The following is a 14,782-nucleotide window of genomic DNA, read 5'->3' on the forward strand; positions in this document are numbered from 1 at the left end:
GAGACACGGTCAATGTGGGAGCTGGCTTGCCAGCGATAGCGGTGTGTCAGCCAACAGAAATGCTGACTGATACACCACCATCGCGGGCAAGCCCGGCTCCCACAGGAATCGCACCGAGCCGTAAACCATCACCTGTAGGAGCTGCCGAAGGTTGCGATCTTTTGATCTTGTTTTTGAGGATCAGGATCAAAAGATCGCAGCCTTCGGCAGCTCCTACATGAAGAAGGACATGCACCATGCGTATCGTCGTAGCGCTGGGCGGTAACGCCCTGCTCCGCCGTGGTGAGCCGATGACCGCTGACAATCAGCGCGCCAACATCCGCATCGCCACCGAGCAAATCGCCAAGATCCATCCCGGCAACCAACTGGTCATCGCCCACGGCAATGGCCCGCAAGTCGGTCTGCTGTCGCTGCAAGCGGCGGCCTACACTTCCGTCTCCCCTTACCCGCTGGACGTGCTCGGTGCCGAAACCGAAGGCATGATCGGCTACATCATCGAACAGGAACTGGGCAACCTGCTGGACTTCGAAGTGCCGTTCGCCACCCTGCTCACCCAGGTTGAAGTCGACGCCAACGACCCGGCGTTCAAGAATCCGACCAAGCCGATCGGCCCGGTCTACGACAAGGCCGAAGCAGAAAAACTCGCTGCCGAAAAAGGCTGGGCCATCGCTCCCGACGGTGACAAGTTCCGCCGTGTGGTGGCCAGTCCACGGCCGAAATGCATCTTCGAAATCCGTCCGATCAAGTGGCTGCTGGACAAGGGCAGCATCGTGATTTGCGCCGGTGGCGGCGGGATTCCGACCATGTATGACGAGAACCGTAACCTCAAGGGCATCGAGGCGGTGATCGACAAGGACCTGTGCTCGTCACTGCTGGCGGAACAACTGGCGGCGGATCTGCTGGTAATCGCTACCGACGTCAACGCGGCGTTCATCGATTACGGCAAGCCCACCCAGAAAGCCATCGCCGAGGCGCATCCGGACGAACTCGAACGCCTCGGTTTCGCCGCCGGTTCCATGGGGCCAAAGGTTCAGGCAGCCTGCGAATTCGCACGCCATACTGGCAAGGTTGCGGTGATCGGTTCGCTGGCAGACATCGAAGCCATCGTTCAGGGCACCGCCGGTACTCGGGTCAGCACGGCGAAGCCCGGCATCACCTATCGATAAACTAGAAACTCCGGGGGCAGGCGTGAGGTCTGCCCTTCTCCCATGCCTTGAAAGGAGAAACCCATGGCCCAGTTCGAACCCGGTCATTTGCATATCGAGCGGCACGCGTTGACCGATGACGACGTCAGTTACAACGTGTACCTCGACTATGAAGTGTTCACCGATCCGCAAAAAGGCAAAGGGATACAGTTCACCCTGCATGGCAGCATGCAGGGCAAGGACATGAAGGAAACGTTTTTCCTGCCCAAGGAAGAGGCTTACAACTTTGCCCACAACGTAACCGGGATCGCCGAAAAATACGGGATTCCCAAAGCGCACAGCCAGATCGGCTCGGTGCACAAACATTACGATTTGATGTTTGAAGACATCCGCACGAAGTTGAATATGAAATCCGGGGATCCGGTCAATCCCGAGCATTTCGAATAACCCGAACCCACCGCCCCCTGTGGGAGCGAGCCTGCTCGCGAAAGCCATCTGTCAGTCAATATCTTCATGTCTGACACACCGCTTTCGCGAGCAGGCTCGCTCCCACAAAGGTATGCATCCGGCGCAAGCACTCGTCGGATTTCACCATTAGCCCGCCCCAAGGCATACTTGCCACCCTCCGCTCTGCAGATCACTGAACCGCCCCCATGCGTATCCACGTCAGCTTCATCGACCGCGTCGGCATCACCCAGGAAGTCCTGGCTATCCTCGGTGGGCGCAATCTCAATCTGGATGCGGTAGAGATGATCCCGCCGAACGTCTACATCGACGCGCCGACCCTGAGCCCGCAAGTGCTCGAAGAACTGAAGGATGCACTGTTTCGCGTGCGCGGCGTGGAAGCGGTGACGGTGGTCGACATCCTTCCCGGCCAGCGCCGGCACTTGCAGCTCGATGCGTTGCTGGCGGCGATGACCGACCCGGTGCTCGCGCTCGACAGCGCCGGCAAGGTGCTGCTGGCCAACCCGGCATTGATCGCGCTGTACGGTCGTGAACCGGCCGGTGAAAGCGTCTCTGAACTGTTCAACGATCCCGCCCTGCTCGACACCTTGCTCGAACACGGTTTCCGCCTGCCGCTGCGCGAAATCACCGTCAACGGCCAGACCCTGTTGCTCGACGCCACGCCAATCACCGACGCCGGCGCCCTGCTGACCCTGTATCAACCGAACCGCATCGGCGAACAGCTCTCGGCGCTGCACCATGACCACGCCGAAGGTTTTGATGCACTGCTCGGCGAATCCCCGGCGATCCGTACCCTCAAAGCGCGCGCGCAACGGGTGGCCGCGCTCGACGCGCCATTGTTGATCCAAGGCGAAACCGGCACTGGTAAAGAACTCGTCGCCCGCGCCTGCCACGCCATCAGTGCGCGACACAGCGCGCCGTTTCTCGCGCTGAACTGCGCGGCCCTGCCGGAGAACCTCGCCGAGAGCGAACTGTTCGGCTACGCCCCCGGCGCCTTCACCGGCGCGGCGCGGGGCGGCAAACCGGGACTGATGGAACTGGCCAACCAGGGCACGGTGTTTCTCGACGAAATCGGTGAGATGTCGCCGTACTTGCAGGCCAAACTGCTGCGCTTTCTCAATGACGGCAGCTTCCGCCGCGTCGGTGGCGATCGTGAGGTGAAGGTCAACGTGCGGATCCTCAGCGCAACTCACCGTGACCTGGAAAAAATGGTCAGCGAAGGTTTGTTCCGCGAAGACCTGTTCTATCGCCTCAACGTGCTCAACGTCGAAGTACCGCCGCTGCGCGAACGCGGACAGGACATTCTGCTGCTCGCGCGTTACTTCATGCAGCAGGCCTGCGCGCAGATCCAGCGCCCGGTCTGCCGCTTGGCGCCGGGCACTTATCCGGCACTGCTCGGCAACCGCTGGCCGGGCAACGTGCGTCAGTTGCAAAACGTGATCTTCCGCGCTGCCGCGATTTGCGAAAGCAGCCTGGTCGACATCGGCGATCTCGACATTGCAGGCACCTCGGTCGCGAGGCAGACCGACAGCGATGTCGACAGCCTCGAACAAGCGGTCGAGTCGTTCGAAAAGTCACTGCTGGAAAAACTCTACGTCAGCTATCCCTCGACCCGCCAACTGGCCAGCCGACTGCAAACTTCGCACACCGCCATTGCCCATCGGTTGCGCAAGTACGGCATCCCCAACAAACCCTGAGCACACCAAAAAAAACCCTGTGGGAGCTGGCTTGCCAGCGATAGCGGAGGGTCAGTCACCTGCGATATCGCATGTGCCGATGTCATCGCTGGCAAGCCAGCTCCCACAGGTTTCTCAGCAGTTCCGACTTTTTTTGCTAAAAACGACCTGCAACTGTACTGAAAGCGCTACAGCGGAACGATATCGCTACACCCTCTTCCGATCACCGCTGTGCAAGGCTTTGATCCCGTTCAGCTTTTTTCCTCGCTCCATGCTGTAGCGATTTCGCTACACACGCTCAAGACAACCATCTCTCCTAAATACATAAACTATTGATTTATATAGATAAATCAACATTGGCCGCGTTCTTGCTAATCAACCCTTCATAAATAAGGGCTTCCCCGCCCACGCCTTCAACCGCGTCCACCAGACGAGTCTGGCCCCCTGAGGAGTTTCCATGAGCGAGTTGCGTTTTACTGAAGATCACGAATGGCTGCGCGCCGAAGCTGACGGCTCTGTCACTGTCGGCATCACCGCTTTCGCGCAGAACGCCCTGGGCGACGTGGTGTTCGTGCAACTGCCTGAACTGCAGGCTTATGAAAAAGGCGCTGAAGCCGCCACCGTGGAATCGGTAAAAGCCGCCAGCGGCGTGTACATGCCGCTCGACGGTGACGTGCTGGAAGTGAACCCGGCACTGGAAGACGCACCGGAACTGGTCAACGAAGAACCGCTCGGCCAAGGCTGGTTTTTCCGCTTCAAGCCAAGCGATGCCAGCGCTGTCGGCAAACTGCTGGATCAGGACGCTTACGACCGCCTGATCAAAGCCCAAGCCGAAGCCTGAGGAGTAACGACATGACCCAAGTAAACCTCGGCACTGCCAACGAATTCATCGCCCGTCACATCGGCCCACGCGCCGGTGACGAGCAAGCCATGCTCAACAGCCTCGGTTTCGACTCGCTCGAAGCCCTGAGTGCCAGCGTCATCCCGGAAAGCATCAAGGGCACCAGCGTGCTCGGCATGGATGACGGCCTGAGCGAAGCCGATGCCCTGGCGATGATCAAATCCATCGCCGGCAAGAATCAGCTGTTCAAGACCTACATCGGCCAGGGCTACTACAACTGCCACACGCCGTCGCCGATCCTGCGCAACCTGCTGGAAAACCCGGCCTGGTACACCGCTTACACCCCATACCAGCCAGAAATCTCCCAAGGCCGTCTCGAAGCGCTGCTGAATTTCCAGACCCTGATCAGCGACCTCACCGGCCTGCCGATCGCCAACGCTTCCCTGCTCGACGAAGCCACTGCCGCTGCCGAAGCCATGACCTTCTGCAAACGCCTGAGCAAGAACAAGGGCAGCCACCAGTTCTTCGCCTCGATCCACAGCCACCCGCAAACCCTCGACGTGCTGCGCACCCGTGCCGAGCCGTTGGGCATCGACGTTGTGGTTGGCGATGAGCGTGAACTGACCGACGTGACGCCGTTCTTCGGCGCGCTGCTGCAATACCCGGCCAGCAACGGTGATGTGTTCGACTACCGCGAACTGACCGAACGCTTCCACGCTGCCAATGCGCTGGTCGCGGTCGCTGCCGACCTGCTGGCCCTGACCCTGCTGACCGCCCCGGGCGAGTTCGGCGCGGACGTTGCTATCGGTTCCGCGCAACGCTTCGGCGTGCCGCTGGGCTTCGGTGGCCCGCACGCCGCTTACTTCTCCACCAAGGATGCGTTCAAGCGCGACATGCCGGGCCGTCTGGTCGGTGTTTCGGTTGACCGTTTCGGCAAGCCTGCGCTGCGCTTGGCCATGCAGACCCGCGAACAACACATCCGTCGCGAGAAAGCCACGTCGAACATCTGCACCGCGCAAGTGCTGCTGGCCAACATCGCCAGCATGTACGCCGTCTACCATGGCCCGAAAGGCCTGACGCAGATCGCCAACCGCGTACATCACCTGACCGCAATTCTGGCCAAGGGCCTGACCGCTCTGGGCCAGACCGTCGAGCAGGCCAGCTTCTTCGACACCCTGACCCTGGCCACCGGCGCAAAAACCGCCGCGCTGCACGACAAGGCGCACGCTGCGCAGATCAACCTGCGCGTAATCGACGCTCAGCGTCTGGGCCTGTCGGTCGACGAAACCACCACTCAGGCTGACATCGAAACCCTGTGGAGCCTGTTCGCCGACGGCAAGAGCCTGCCCGACTTCGCTGCGCTGGCCGCTTCGGTGCAAAGCACCATCCCGGCGGCGCTGGTGCGTCAGTCGCCGATCCTCAGCCACCCGGTGTTCAACCGTTATCACTCGGAAACCGAGCTGATGCGCTACCTGCGCAAACTGGCGGACAAGGACCTGGCGCTGGATCGCACCATGATCCCGCTGGGCTCGTGCACCATGAAACTCAACGCTGCCAGCGAAATGATCCCGGTGACCTGGGCTGAGTTCGGCGCCCTGCACCCGTTCGCTCCCGCCGCGCAAAGCGCCGGTTATCAGCAACTGACCGATGAACTGGAAGCGATGCTCTGCGCCGCTACCGGTTACGACTCGATCTCGCTGCAACCGAACGCCGGTTCGCAAGGTGAATACGCTGGCCTGCTGGCGATCCGCGCCTATCACCAGAGCCGTGGCGATGACCGTCGCGACATCTGCCTGATTCCTTCGTCAGCCCACGGCACCAACCCGGCCACCGCCAACATGGCTGGCATGCGTGTGGTGGTGACCGCGTGCGATGCGCGGGGCAACGTTGACATCGAAGACTTGCGCGCCAAAGCCATCGAGCACCGCGAACACCTCGCCGCACTGATGATCACTTACCCGTCGACCCACGGCGTGTTCGAAGAAGGCATCCGCGAAATCTGCGGGATCATTCATGACAACGGCGGCCAGGTGTACATCGACGGCGCCAACATGAACGCAATGGTCGGCCTTTGCGCACCGGGCAAGTTCGGCGGCGACGTCTCGCACCTGAACCTGCACAAAACCTTCTGCATCCCGCACGGCGGTGGCGGCCCGGGCGTCGGCCCGATTGGCGTCAAGTCGCACCTGACACCATTCCTGCCAGGCCACGGCCAGATGGAACGCAAGGAAGGCGCGGTCTGCGCAGCACCGTTCGGCAGCGCGAGCATTCTGCCGATCACCTGGATGTACATTCGCATGATGGGCGGCGCGGGTCTGAAGCGCGCTTCGCAACTGGCGATCCTCAATGCCAACTACATTTCCCGTCGCCTGGAAGAGCACTATCCAGTGCTGTACACCGGCAGCAACGGACTGGTGGCACACGAGTGCATCCTCGACCTGCGTCCGTTGAAAGACAGCAGCGGCATCAGCGTCGATGACGTCGCCAAGCGTCTGATCGACTTCGGCTTCCACGCCCCGACCATGTCGTTCCCGGTAGCGGGCACGCTGATGATCGAGCCGACCGAGAGTGAATCCAGGGAAGAACTGGATCGCTTCTGCGACGCCATGATCCGTATCCGCGAAGAAATCCGCGCAGTGGAAAACGGCACGCTGGACAAGGACGACAACCCGCTGAAAAACGCTCCGCACACCGCGGCGGAACTGGTCGGCGAGTGGACTCACCCGTACAGCCGCGAGCAAGCCGTGTATCCGGTCGCCTCGCTGATCGAAGGCAAATACTGGCCGCCGGTCGGTCGCGTCGACAACGTGTTCGGCGATCGCAACCTGGTCTGCGCCTGCCCGTCGATCGAAAGCTACGCTTAATGGAATGAGGGGCAGGCTTGCCTGCCCCCACTTTCAAGAACACCACAAATCCCTCTGGGAGCTGGCTTGCCAGCGATGAGGGTGGATCAGTCTCCATCTCTGTTGCCTGACACACCGCCATCGCTGGCAAGCCAGCTCCCACAAGGAACGCATCAAGCCTGATATTCCGCCAATTCCTATAACAAGAAACCGGAGAACCACTCATGTCGTTAAGCGTGTTCGACCTGTTCAAGATTGGCATCGGTCCCTCCAGCTCCCACACCGTTGGCCCGATGCGTGCTGCTGCGCGCTTCGCTGAAGGCTTGCGCCGGGAAAACCTGCTCGGTGCCACCGCCAGCGTGCGCGTCGAGCTTTACGGCTCGCTCGGCGCCACCGGCAAGGGTCACGGCAGCGACAAGGCCGTGCTGCTCGGCCTTGAAGGTGAACACCCGGACACCGTCGACACCGAAACCGTCGCCGCACGCCTGCAAGAAATTCGCGGCAACGGCCAGCTGAATCTGCTCGGTGAACACAACATCGCGTTCAACGAGAAAGAACACCTGGCGATGATCCGCAAGCCGCTGGCCTATCACCCCAACGGCATGATCTTTCGCGCATTCGATGCGGCGGGCCTGCAGATTCGCAGCCGCGAGTACTACTCGGTCGGCGGCGGCTTTGTCGTCGATGAGGATGCGGCCGGCGCCGACCGCATCGTCGAAGACGCTACGCCGCTGACCTTCCCGTTCAAAAGTGCCAAGGACTTGCTCGGTCACTGCACCACCTACGGTCTGTCGATCAGCCAGGTGATGCTGACCAACGAAAGCGCCTGGCGCCCGGAAGCGGAAACCCGCGCCGGGCTGCTGAAGATCTGGCAGGTAATGCAGGACTGCGTCGCCGCCGGTTGCCGTAACGAAGGCATCTTGCCGGGCGGTTTGAAGGTCAAACGACGTGCTGCCGCGCTGCATCGGCAGTTGTGCAAGAACCCGGAATCGGCACTGCGCGATCCACTCTCGGTGCTTGATTGGGTCAACCTTTACGCACTGGCAGTCAACGAAGAAAACGCCAACGGCGGGCGCGTGGTGACGGCGCCAACCAATGGCGCGGCGGGGATTGTTCCGGCTGTTTTGCATTACTACATGCGCTTTATTCCCGGTGCGAATGACGACGGTGTGGTGCGCTTCCTGCTGACTGCGGCGGCCATCGGCATTCTCTATAAGGAAAACGCTTCGATCTCCGGCGCCGAAGTCGGTTGTCAGGGTGAAGTCGGCGTTGCCTGCTCAATGGCGGCCGGCGCGTTGTGTGAAGTGCTCGGCGGCAGCGTGCAGCAAGTCGAGAACGCTGCGGAAATCGGCATGGAACACAACCTCGGCCTGACCTGCGACCCGATTGGCGGGTTGGTGCAAGTGCCGTGTATCGAGCGCAATGCGATGGGCTCGGTGAAGGCAATCAACGCGGTGCGCATGGCCATGCGTGGCGACGGCCAGCATTTCGTCTCCCTCGACAAAGTCATCCGCACGATGCGCCAGACCGGCGCCGACATGAAAAGCAAATACAAAGAGACCGCCCGCGGCGGTCTCGCGGTCAACATTATCGAATGCTAATTAGCCCCCTCTCCCTCCGGGAGAGGGTTGGCGTGAATCAAGGAGTTCCGCATGTCCACCGAACAACTGTCGAAAACCCCGCTGCACGCTCTGCACATCGAACTCGGCGCCCGCATGGTGCCGTTCGCCGGCTACGACATGCCGGTGCAATACCCGTTGGGCGTGATGAAAGAACACCAACACACCCGTGAACAGGCCGGGCTGTTCGACGTTTCGCACATGGGCCAGATCCGCCTGACCGGTGCCAATGCTGCCAAAGCCCTGGAAACTCTGGTGCCGGTAGACATCATCGACCTGCCAGTGGGCATGCAGCGTTACGCGATGTTCACCAACGAGACCGGCGGCATTCTCGATGACCTGATGGTCGCCAACCTCGGTAACGACGAACTGTTCCTGGTGGTCAACGCCGCGTGCAAGGATCAGGATCTGGCGCACCTGCAACAACACATCGGCGATCAGTGCACCATTACGGCGCTGTTCGAGGAGCGTGCTCTGCTCGCCCTGCAAGGTCCTGCCGCTGTCACCGTACTGGCGCGTCGTGCCCCTTCCGTCGCGCAGATGACCTTCATGCAATTCGCCCGCGTGAATCTGCTGGGCATCGATTGCTTCGTCAGCCGCTCGGGTTACACCGGTGAAGACGGTTTCGAAATCTCGGTGCCGGCTGACGCTGCGGAGAAACTCGCTCGCGCTCTGCTCGCCGAGCTAGAAGTCCAGGCCATTGGCCTTGGTGCTCGCGATTCGCTGCGCCTTGAAGCCGGTCTGTGCCTGTACGGCCACGACATGAACACCGACACCACACCAATCGAAGCCAGCCTGTTGTGGGCGATCTCCAAGCCGCGTCGCGCTGATGGCGCACGGGCCGGCGGTTTCCCGGGGGCGGAACAAATCTTTGCCCAGCAACAGAACGGTGTCGTACGCAAACGCGTCGGCCTGCTGCCACAAGAGCGCACCCCAGTGCGTGAAGGCGCGGAAATCGTTAACGAGGCGGGAGAAATCATCGGCAGCGTGTGCAGCGGCGGTTTCGGACCGACCTTGGGCGGGCCGCTGGCGATGGGTTACCTCGACAGCGCTTATGTCACCCTCGATACAACCGTTTGGGCAATCGTTCGTGGGAAAAAGGTGCCAATGCTTGTAAGCAAAATGCCATTTGTTCCACAACGCTACTATCGTGGATGATTGACTGTTTCTATAAGTAACGCGGTTGCGTTATGCGTGCACTAATGTGTAACGTAATCGCCACAAAAAAGTGCATTTTCTAACAATCGATTCGAATATGAACTTTGCTTATAACGTTCGAAAACATTTGCACAAGGCAATCGTCTAAGCCCGCACTAGTGAACCGACTAAGTACCGGCAAGCGCAGCAAAACCGGGGTCTTCACGGGGCTTGTTTTTTCTCCCGTAGTTGGCGTAGAGTTTCTCCACTGTGTTTGCATGGGTCAGCTTGGAATCGTGACCTGGGCAGTAGCCTACAAGTTAGCTACATCCCGTTCGACGTCTTCTTACTCTCCTGCAACCAGCCCCAGTACTCTTTCATGAGAAAGAGACTGTCATCAATTTTTTGCGTCAAAGGAAATAAGAAATGTCCCAACGTCAGAGCGGTACCGTCAAGTGGTTTAACGACGAGAAAGGTTTTGGTTTTATCACTCCTGAAAGCGGTCCGGATCTGTTCGTACATTTCCGCGCCATCCAGGGCAACGGCTTCAAGAGCCTGAAAGAAGGCCAGAAAGTGACTTTCGTTGCTGTGCAAGGCCAGAAAGGCATGCAGGCTGACGAAGTACAAGCAGAAGCCTGATCTCTGTAACGAAAAAGCCCCTGATATTGATATCAGGGGCTTTTTTGTGCGCGCGAATCCGTAAAATGGCGCTTCATTTTGCGTCCAGAGGCTGCCATGTCGAAAAACCTGCTCACCCCTGAGGGCGACTTTCCTCCCGTTGGCCTCGGCCGTCGTCTGGCCGCGATGTTTTATGACTTTCTGCTGTGCACTGCTTTGCTGATCGTCACCGGCTTCGTTTACAAACTGATTCAGGCGGCAATCATCGGCGAAGAACGCCTGCGGGCAATGACCGACGCCGGCAAACTCGACGGCGATCCGCTCTACTCAACAGTATTGCTGCTGGTGCTGTTTGCCTTCTTCGCCAAGTTCTGGACCCATGGTGGGCAGACGCTGGGCATGCAGGTGTGGGGGATTCGCGTGCAGAACGCCGATGGCAGCGCAATCAGTCTGTGGCAGTCGCTGTTGCGGTTCATGGTGTCGATTGCTTCGTGGCTGTGCGTGGGCCTGGGATTCTTCTGGTCGCTGTATGACAAGCAGAAGCGCACGTGGCATGACATCTATTCCGATACCCGCGTCGTGCGGATTCCGAAGAAGACCAAATAATTACCAAATGCCGAATACCAATGTGGGAGCGAGCCTGCTCGCGAAGGCGTAGCATCAGTCGACTTCAATGGTGACTGATACACCGCTTTCGCGAGCAGGCTCGCTCCCACAGGTTTTGTGTCGTGTCTAAAAGAACTTAAGCGTTACCGGCCAGCTTCATCCGCGCCGCCTGGGTAAAGTCCAGCATCCGCTTCAAAGGCCGAATCGCCTGCGGAATCAACGCCGGATCAACAAAGATCTCGTTCGTCCCTTCCTTCAAGCTCTTGAGCGTGCGCTCAAGGGTGTTCATGGCCATCCACGGGCAATGTGCGCAACTGCGGCACGCAGCGCCGTTACCGGCGGTTGGCGCCTCGATGAAGACCTTGTCCGGGCACAGCTGCTGCATCTTGTAGAAGATGCCACGGTCGGTGGCGACAATCAGCGTCTTGTTCGGCAGCGTCTGCGCAGCGGCGATCAATTGACTGGTGGAGCCCACGGCGTCGGCCAGTTCGATCACCGAAGTCGGCGACTCCGGGTGCACCAGAATCGCGGCATCCGGGTACAGCGCTTTCATGTCTTCGAGCTGCTTGGACTTGAACTCTTCGTGGACGATGCAGGCACCGTCCCAGAGCAGCATGTCGGCGCCAGTCTTGCGCTGGATGTAGGTGCCCAGATGCTTGTCCGGCCCCCAGATGATGGTCTCGCCATTGTCCATCAGGCTTTCGACGATTTCCAGTGCGCAGCTCGATGTCACCACCCAGTCGGCCCGCGCCTTCACCGCAGCGGACGTGTTGGCGTAAACCACCACCGTGCGCTCCGGGTGCTGATCGCAGAACGCCGAAAACTCGTCCACCGGGCAACCCAGGTCCAGCGAGCAGGTCGCTTCGAGGGTCGGCATCAGTACACGCTTTTCCGGATTGAGAATCTTCGCGGTCTCGCCCATGAACTTCACGCCGGCGACCACTACGGTCTTGGCCGGATGGGCATTGCCGAAGCGGGCCATTTCCAGGGAGTCGGACACACAGCCGCCGGTTTCTTCGGCCAGAGCCTGAATCACCGGATCGCAATAAAAGTGGGCAACCAGCACCGCGTCCTGAGCCTTGAGCTCGGCGGCAATGGCGGAACGGTAGTAGGCCTCTTCCTCGGCCGTCAGCGGTTTAGGCTGTTTGGCATCGAGGTGGGCTTGAACCAGAAGGCGTTCGGAAATCTGCGTCATGTTCGCAAGACCTGCAGGCGCTTTCGCGCGAAAGTCGAGTATACACCCGGCTCCGGACCGCTTGAGGGTACCGCCGGGAGAGTGAGTATTATCAGGCACGGACAGCGTTGAAGCTGCGCAAGGCTACAGAATATCCCGTTGATACAAAAGATGATTCTGACCTGCGTCAGCGCTGCTGGGTCTGAAAGAACAGAGACCCGAATTGCAGGCAAAAAAAAACCCGGAAATCCTCACTTTCGTGGGCCTTCCGGATTTTCTAAACCGCCAAATATGGTGGGTCGTGTGGGATTCGAACCTACGACCAATTGGTTAAAAGCCAACTGCTCTACCAACTGAGCTAACGACCCGCTGTGTGGTGGCGCGTATAATACTGATTTTTAAGGACTATTCAACACCTTTTTGAAAATAATCAAAAATAAGGTGTTGGGTCGTCCACACCAGCTGCCGCAAAGCCTTCTGCACGCAGGCGGCAGCTGTCGCATTTGCCGCATGCGCGACCGTCGTTATCCGCCTGATAACAGGAAACGGTCAGGCCGTAATCGACACCGAGCTTCACGCCTGCCTCGACGATTTGCGCCTTGCTCAAGTTCTGCAACGGCGCCTGGATGCGAAAGCCATTGCCTTCAACACCGGCCTTGGTCGCCAGATTCGCCATGCGCTCGAACGACTCGATGAACTCGGGACGGCAATCCGGGTAACCAGAATAGTCCACGGCGTTCACACCAATAAAGATGTCGCGCGCGGCGAGCACTTCCGCCCAGCCCAATGCCAGCGACAGGAACACCGTGTTGCGCGCTGGCACATAAGTGACCGGGATGCCTTCACCCAGCTCTTCCGGGATGTCGATGCTGCTATCGGTCAGGGCCGAGCCGCCCATGCCGTTCAGGTTGAGGCCGATCACCTTGTGCTCGATCACGCCCAGGTCGCGGGCAACACGCGCAGCGGCGTGCAGTTCTGCGTGCGAACGCTGGCCGTAATCGAAACTCATGGTGTAACAGCTGTAGCCTTCGGCGCGAGCCATGGCCACGACAGTTGCCGAGTCGAGGCCGCCGGACAGCAGGATGACTGCACGTTTTTCAGTGGTATTCAGTTGTTCTGTCATCTCAGCGCCCCGGCTCATCGTTCCAAAGATATTTATGCAGCTGCAATTGCAGACGCACCGGCAGATTGTCGGCCACCACCCAGTCCGCCAGATCCCGAGCATTCAGGTCATGGTGGCTTGGCGAAAACAGCACTTCGCCGGCACGTCGCTCAAGACCGTACTGAATCAGTTTCGACACTGCCCAGTCGTAGTCTTCCCGCGAGCAGATGACAAACTTCACCTGATCGTTCGGGGTCAGCAATTCGATATTTTCGTAACGGTTGCGGTGAGCTTCTTTCGAACCCGGCGTCTTCAGATCTACAACACGACTGACACGCGGATCGACAGCGGAAACGTCGAGGGCGCCGCTGGTTTCCAGCGAAACCTCGTAACCGGCATCACACAACTGTTTAAGCAAAGGAATGGCGTTCGGCTGTGCCAACGGCTCGCCGCCGGTGACGCAGACGTAGCGCGGTCGAAACCCGGCCACTTGTTCGAGGATGTCGTCGAGGGTGCGGATCGTACCGCCACTGAACGCATACGCACTGTCGCAGTATTGGCAACGCAATGGGCAACCGGTCAGGCGCACAAAAACCGTGGGCAGCCCGGCAGTCCGCGTTTCCCCCTGCAAAGAGTAGAAAACTTCGGTGATTCTCAATGTGTCTTGCATAGTCGCCACGGGCGTAACAGCTAAACAGGCTGTCCGCCTCCGTCAGGCACTTCAGGCAATCCCGCCAGCGCGTAGACCACAAGAAGCGTGTTTCAGAAAAAGGGCGTGAATTCTAACGAAAAAACCCGCGACAAGCGCGGGTTTCTTCCAAACGGGTGAAGCGAGGTTACATGCGCTGCAGATCGCGCTGGGCCAACTGCGCGGCGGACGTGCCCGGATATTGGGACACCACCTGCTGCAGAATGCCTTTGACCTTGTCGGTATGACCGAGGCGGCGCTCTACATCAGCCAGCTTGTACAGCGAATCCGGCACTTTGGCGTGCTTTGGATACAGCTGCGAAACCTTGGCAAACGCTTGACCTGCACCTTGCAGATCGCCTTTGGCCAGGTTCACTTCACCCAGCCAATACTGGGCGTTGCCCGCGTATTGGCTGTTCGGGTATTTGCGCAGGAAAGCGGCGAAGGCCTGGCTGGCCTTGTCGAAATCCTTGGCTTTGATCAGGTCGAAAGCAGCATCGTAATACAGCTTTTCCTTGGCCGGATCACCCGGTTCACTACTTGCAGCAGGTGCCTGGGCGGCAGCAGCCCCGGCGCCAGCGGCAGCACCGGCAGCAGCACTTGCATCGCCACCGGCAGAAGAATTCTCAGGAGTCGCGGCAGGTGCAGCACCGGATCCTATGCGCCGATCAAGATCCTGGTATCGCTCCAGGGATTCTTGCTTCATGCGCGCAACCTGATTCTGCAGTTCTTCAATCACGCCTTGCTGGCGCGAAATCTGATCCTGCATTTGTTGCAGTTGGTTGAACAGCATGCCTTGTGCCGAGGCAGGGGCCGAAGCCGCTCCCCCGGCATAGGCGCCGTTCGTACCGTAACCCGCAGGCGGATA

At 59.5% G+C, this 14,782-nt stretch carries 14 protein-coding genes and 1 tRNA gene; 9 read left to right on the top strand and 6 right to left on the bottom strand.

Features of this window, described 5'->3' with window-relative positions; translation table 11 throughout:
* Positions 1 to 46: 46 nt before the first annotated feature.
* Positions 47 to 238, bottom strand: a complete 192-nt coding sequence (locus ACIOWE_RS16730; RefSeq protein ID WP_401393451.1) for a hypothetical protein — start codon at positions 236 to 238, stop codon at positions 47 to 49.
* Here ACIOWE_RS16730 and arcC point away from each other — a divergent pair.
* The 9 genes from arcC (at position 237) to ACIOWE_RS16775 (ending at position 10,950) form a co-directional block, all read left to right on the top strand.
* Positions 237 to 1,166: a carbamate kinase gene (arcC, locus tag ACIOWE_RS16735; protein ID WP_401393454.1), complete on the top strand. Its 930-nt coding sequence runs from the start codon at positions 237 to 239 to the stop codon at positions 1,164 to 1,166. The two genes, ACIOWE_RS16730 and arcC, sit on opposite strands and share 2 nt — an antisense overlap.
* Positions 1,167 to 1,229: 63 nt before the next feature.
* On the top strand, positions 1,230 to 1,592 hold the full coding sequence (locus ACIOWE_RS16740; protein WP_401393457.1) for a DUF5064 family protein: 363 nt from the start codon (positions 1,230 to 1,232) through the stop codon (positions 1,590 to 1,592).
* 206 nt (positions 1,593 to 1,798) lie between these two features.
* Complete coding sequence (locus ACIOWE_RS16745; RefSeq protein ID WP_401393459.1) at positions 1,799 to 3,307, top strand: sigma-54-dependent transcriptional regulator; 1,509 nt, start codon at positions 1,799 to 1,801, stop codon at positions 3,305 to 3,307.
* Between the two features lie 436 nt (positions 3,308 to 3,743).
* Positions 3,744 to 4,127 (top strand): glycine cleavage system protein GcvH, encoded by a 384-nt coding sequence (gene gcvH / locus ACIOWE_RS16750; protein WP_401393462.1) that lies wholly within the window; start codon positions 3,744 to 3,746, stop codon positions 4,125 to 4,127.
* An 11-nt stretch (positions 4,128 to 4,138) separates the two neighbouring features.
* A complete protein-coding gene (gene gcvP, locus ACIOWE_RS16755) occupies positions 4,139 to 6,991 on the top strand; it encodes an aminomethyl-transferring glycine dehydrogenase (protein WP_401393465.1) in 2,853 nt (950 codons plus the stop codon).
* Positions 6,992 to 7,194: 203 nt separating this feature from the next.
* Positions 7,195 to 8,571, top strand: coding sequence for an L-serine ammonia-lyase (locus ACIOWE_RS16760; RefSeq protein WP_401393468.1), 1,377 nt, complete (start codon positions 7,195 to 7,197; stop codon positions 8,569 to 8,571).
* A 51-nt stretch (positions 8,572 to 8,622) separates the two neighbouring features.
* Positions 8,623 to 9,747 (top strand): glycine cleavage system aminomethyltransferase GcvT, encoded by a 1,125-nt coding sequence (gcvT, locus tag ACIOWE_RS16765; protein ID WP_401393471.1) that lies wholly within the window; start codon positions 8,623 to 8,625, stop codon positions 9,745 to 9,747.
* 405 nt (positions 9,748 to 10,152) lie between these two features.
* On the top strand, positions 10,153 to 10,365 hold the full coding sequence (locus ACIOWE_RS16770) for a cold-shock protein (RefSeq protein WP_003175786.1): 213 nt from the start codon (positions 10,153 to 10,155) through the stop codon (positions 10,363 to 10,365).
* Positions 10,366 to 10,461: 96 nt separating this feature from the next.
* Entirely contained in the window at positions 10,462 to 10,950 is a 489-nt protein-coding gene (locus ACIOWE_RS16775; RefSeq protein ID WP_201237061.1) for an RDD family protein, read from the top strand.
* A gap of 136 nt (positions 10,951 to 11,086) precedes the next feature.
* On the opposite strand, the gene nadA is transcribed toward ACIOWE_RS16775, so the two are convergent.
* The 5 genes from nadA to ybgF all read right to left on the bottom strand — a co-directional run.
* Entirely contained in the window at positions 11,087 to 12,145 is a 1,059-nt protein-coding gene (gene nadA / locus ACIOWE_RS16780) for a quinolinate synthase NadA (protein WP_103303962.1), read from the bottom strand.
* A gap of 271 nt (positions 12,146 to 12,416) precedes the next feature.
* Positions 12,417 to 12,492, bottom strand: a tRNA-Lys gene (locus ACIOWE_RS16785).
* Positions 12,493 to 12,554: 62 nt separating this feature from the next.
* On the bottom strand, positions 12,555 to 13,247 hold the full coding sequence (gene queC / locus ACIOWE_RS16790) for a 7-cyano-7-deazaguanine synthase QueC (RefSeq protein ID WP_401393475.1): 693 nt from the start codon (positions 13,245 to 13,247) through the stop codon (positions 12,555 to 12,557).
* Position 13,248: 1 nt separating this feature from the next.
* Positions 13,249 to 13,896, bottom strand: a complete 648-nt coding sequence (queE, locus tag ACIOWE_RS16795) for a 7-carboxy-7-deazaguanine synthase QueE (RefSeq protein ID WP_401393477.1) — start codon at positions 13,894 to 13,896, stop codon at positions 13,249 to 13,251.
* 166 nt (positions 13,897 to 14,062) lie between these two features.
* Positions 14,063 to 14,782: tol-pal system protein YbgF (gene ybgF / locus ACIOWE_RS16800; RefSeq protein WP_401393479.1), on the bottom strand; the 720-nt coding region annotated here is incomplete at its 5' end.

This window comes from Pseudomonas sp. NPDC087598 (assembly GCF_044743525.1).
In the GTDB taxonomy this organism is placed as follows: Bacteria; Pseudomonadota; Gammaproteobacteria; order Pseudomonadales; family Pseudomonadaceae; genus Aquipseudomonas.

Excerpts from the sequence above, each read along its gene's own strand:
- arcC (WP_401393454.1), top strand. The coding sequence starts at position 237 with ATGCGTATCGTCGTAGCGCTGGGCGGTAACGCCCTGCTCCGCCGTGGT.
- ACIOWE_RS16730 (WP_401393451.1), bottom strand. The coding sequence starts at position 238 with ATGGTGCATGTCCTTCTTCATGTAGGAGCTGCCGAAGGCTGCGATCTT.
- ACIOWE_RS16740 (WP_401393457.1), top strand. The coding sequence starts at position 1,230 with ATGGCCCAGTTCGAACCCGGTCATTTGCATATCGAGCGGCACGCGTTG.
- ACIOWE_RS16745 (WP_401393459.1), top strand. The coding sequence starts at position 1,799 with ATGCGTATCCACGTCAGCTTCATCGACCGCGTCGGCATCACCCAGGAA.
- gcvH (WP_401393462.1), top strand. The coding sequence starts at position 3,744 with ATGAGCGAGTTGCGTTTTACTGAAGATCACGAATGGCTGCGCGCCGAA.
- gcvP (WP_401393465.1), top strand. The coding sequence starts at position 4,139 with ATGACCCAAGTAAACCTCGGCACTGCCAACGAATTCATCGCCCGTCAC.
- ACIOWE_RS16760 (WP_401393468.1), top strand. The coding sequence starts at position 7,195 with ATGTCGTTAAGCGTGTTCGACCTGTTCAAGATTGGCATCGGTCCCTCC.
- gcvT (WP_401393471.1), top strand. The coding sequence starts at position 8,623 with ATGTCCACCGAACAACTGTCGAAAACCCCGCTGCACGCTCTGCACATC.
- ACIOWE_RS16770 (WP_003175786.1), top strand. The coding sequence starts at position 10,153 with ATGTCCCAACGTCAGAGCGGTACCGTCAAGTGGTTTAACGACGAGAAA.
- ACIOWE_RS16775 (WP_201237061.1), top strand. The coding sequence starts at position 10,462 with ATGTCGAAAAACCTGCTCACCCCTGAGGGCGACTTTCCTCCCGTTGGC.
- nadA (WP_103303962.1), bottom strand. The coding sequence starts at position 12,145 with ATGACGCAGATTTCCGAACGCCTTCTGGTTCAAGCCCACCTCGATGCC.
- queC (WP_401393475.1), bottom strand. The coding sequence starts at position 13,247 with ATGACAGAACAACTGAATACCACTGAAAAACGTGCAGTCATCCTGCTG.
- queE (WP_401393477.1), bottom strand. The coding sequence starts at position 13,896 with ATGCAAGACACATTGAGAATCACCGAAGTTTTCTACTCTTTGCAGGGG.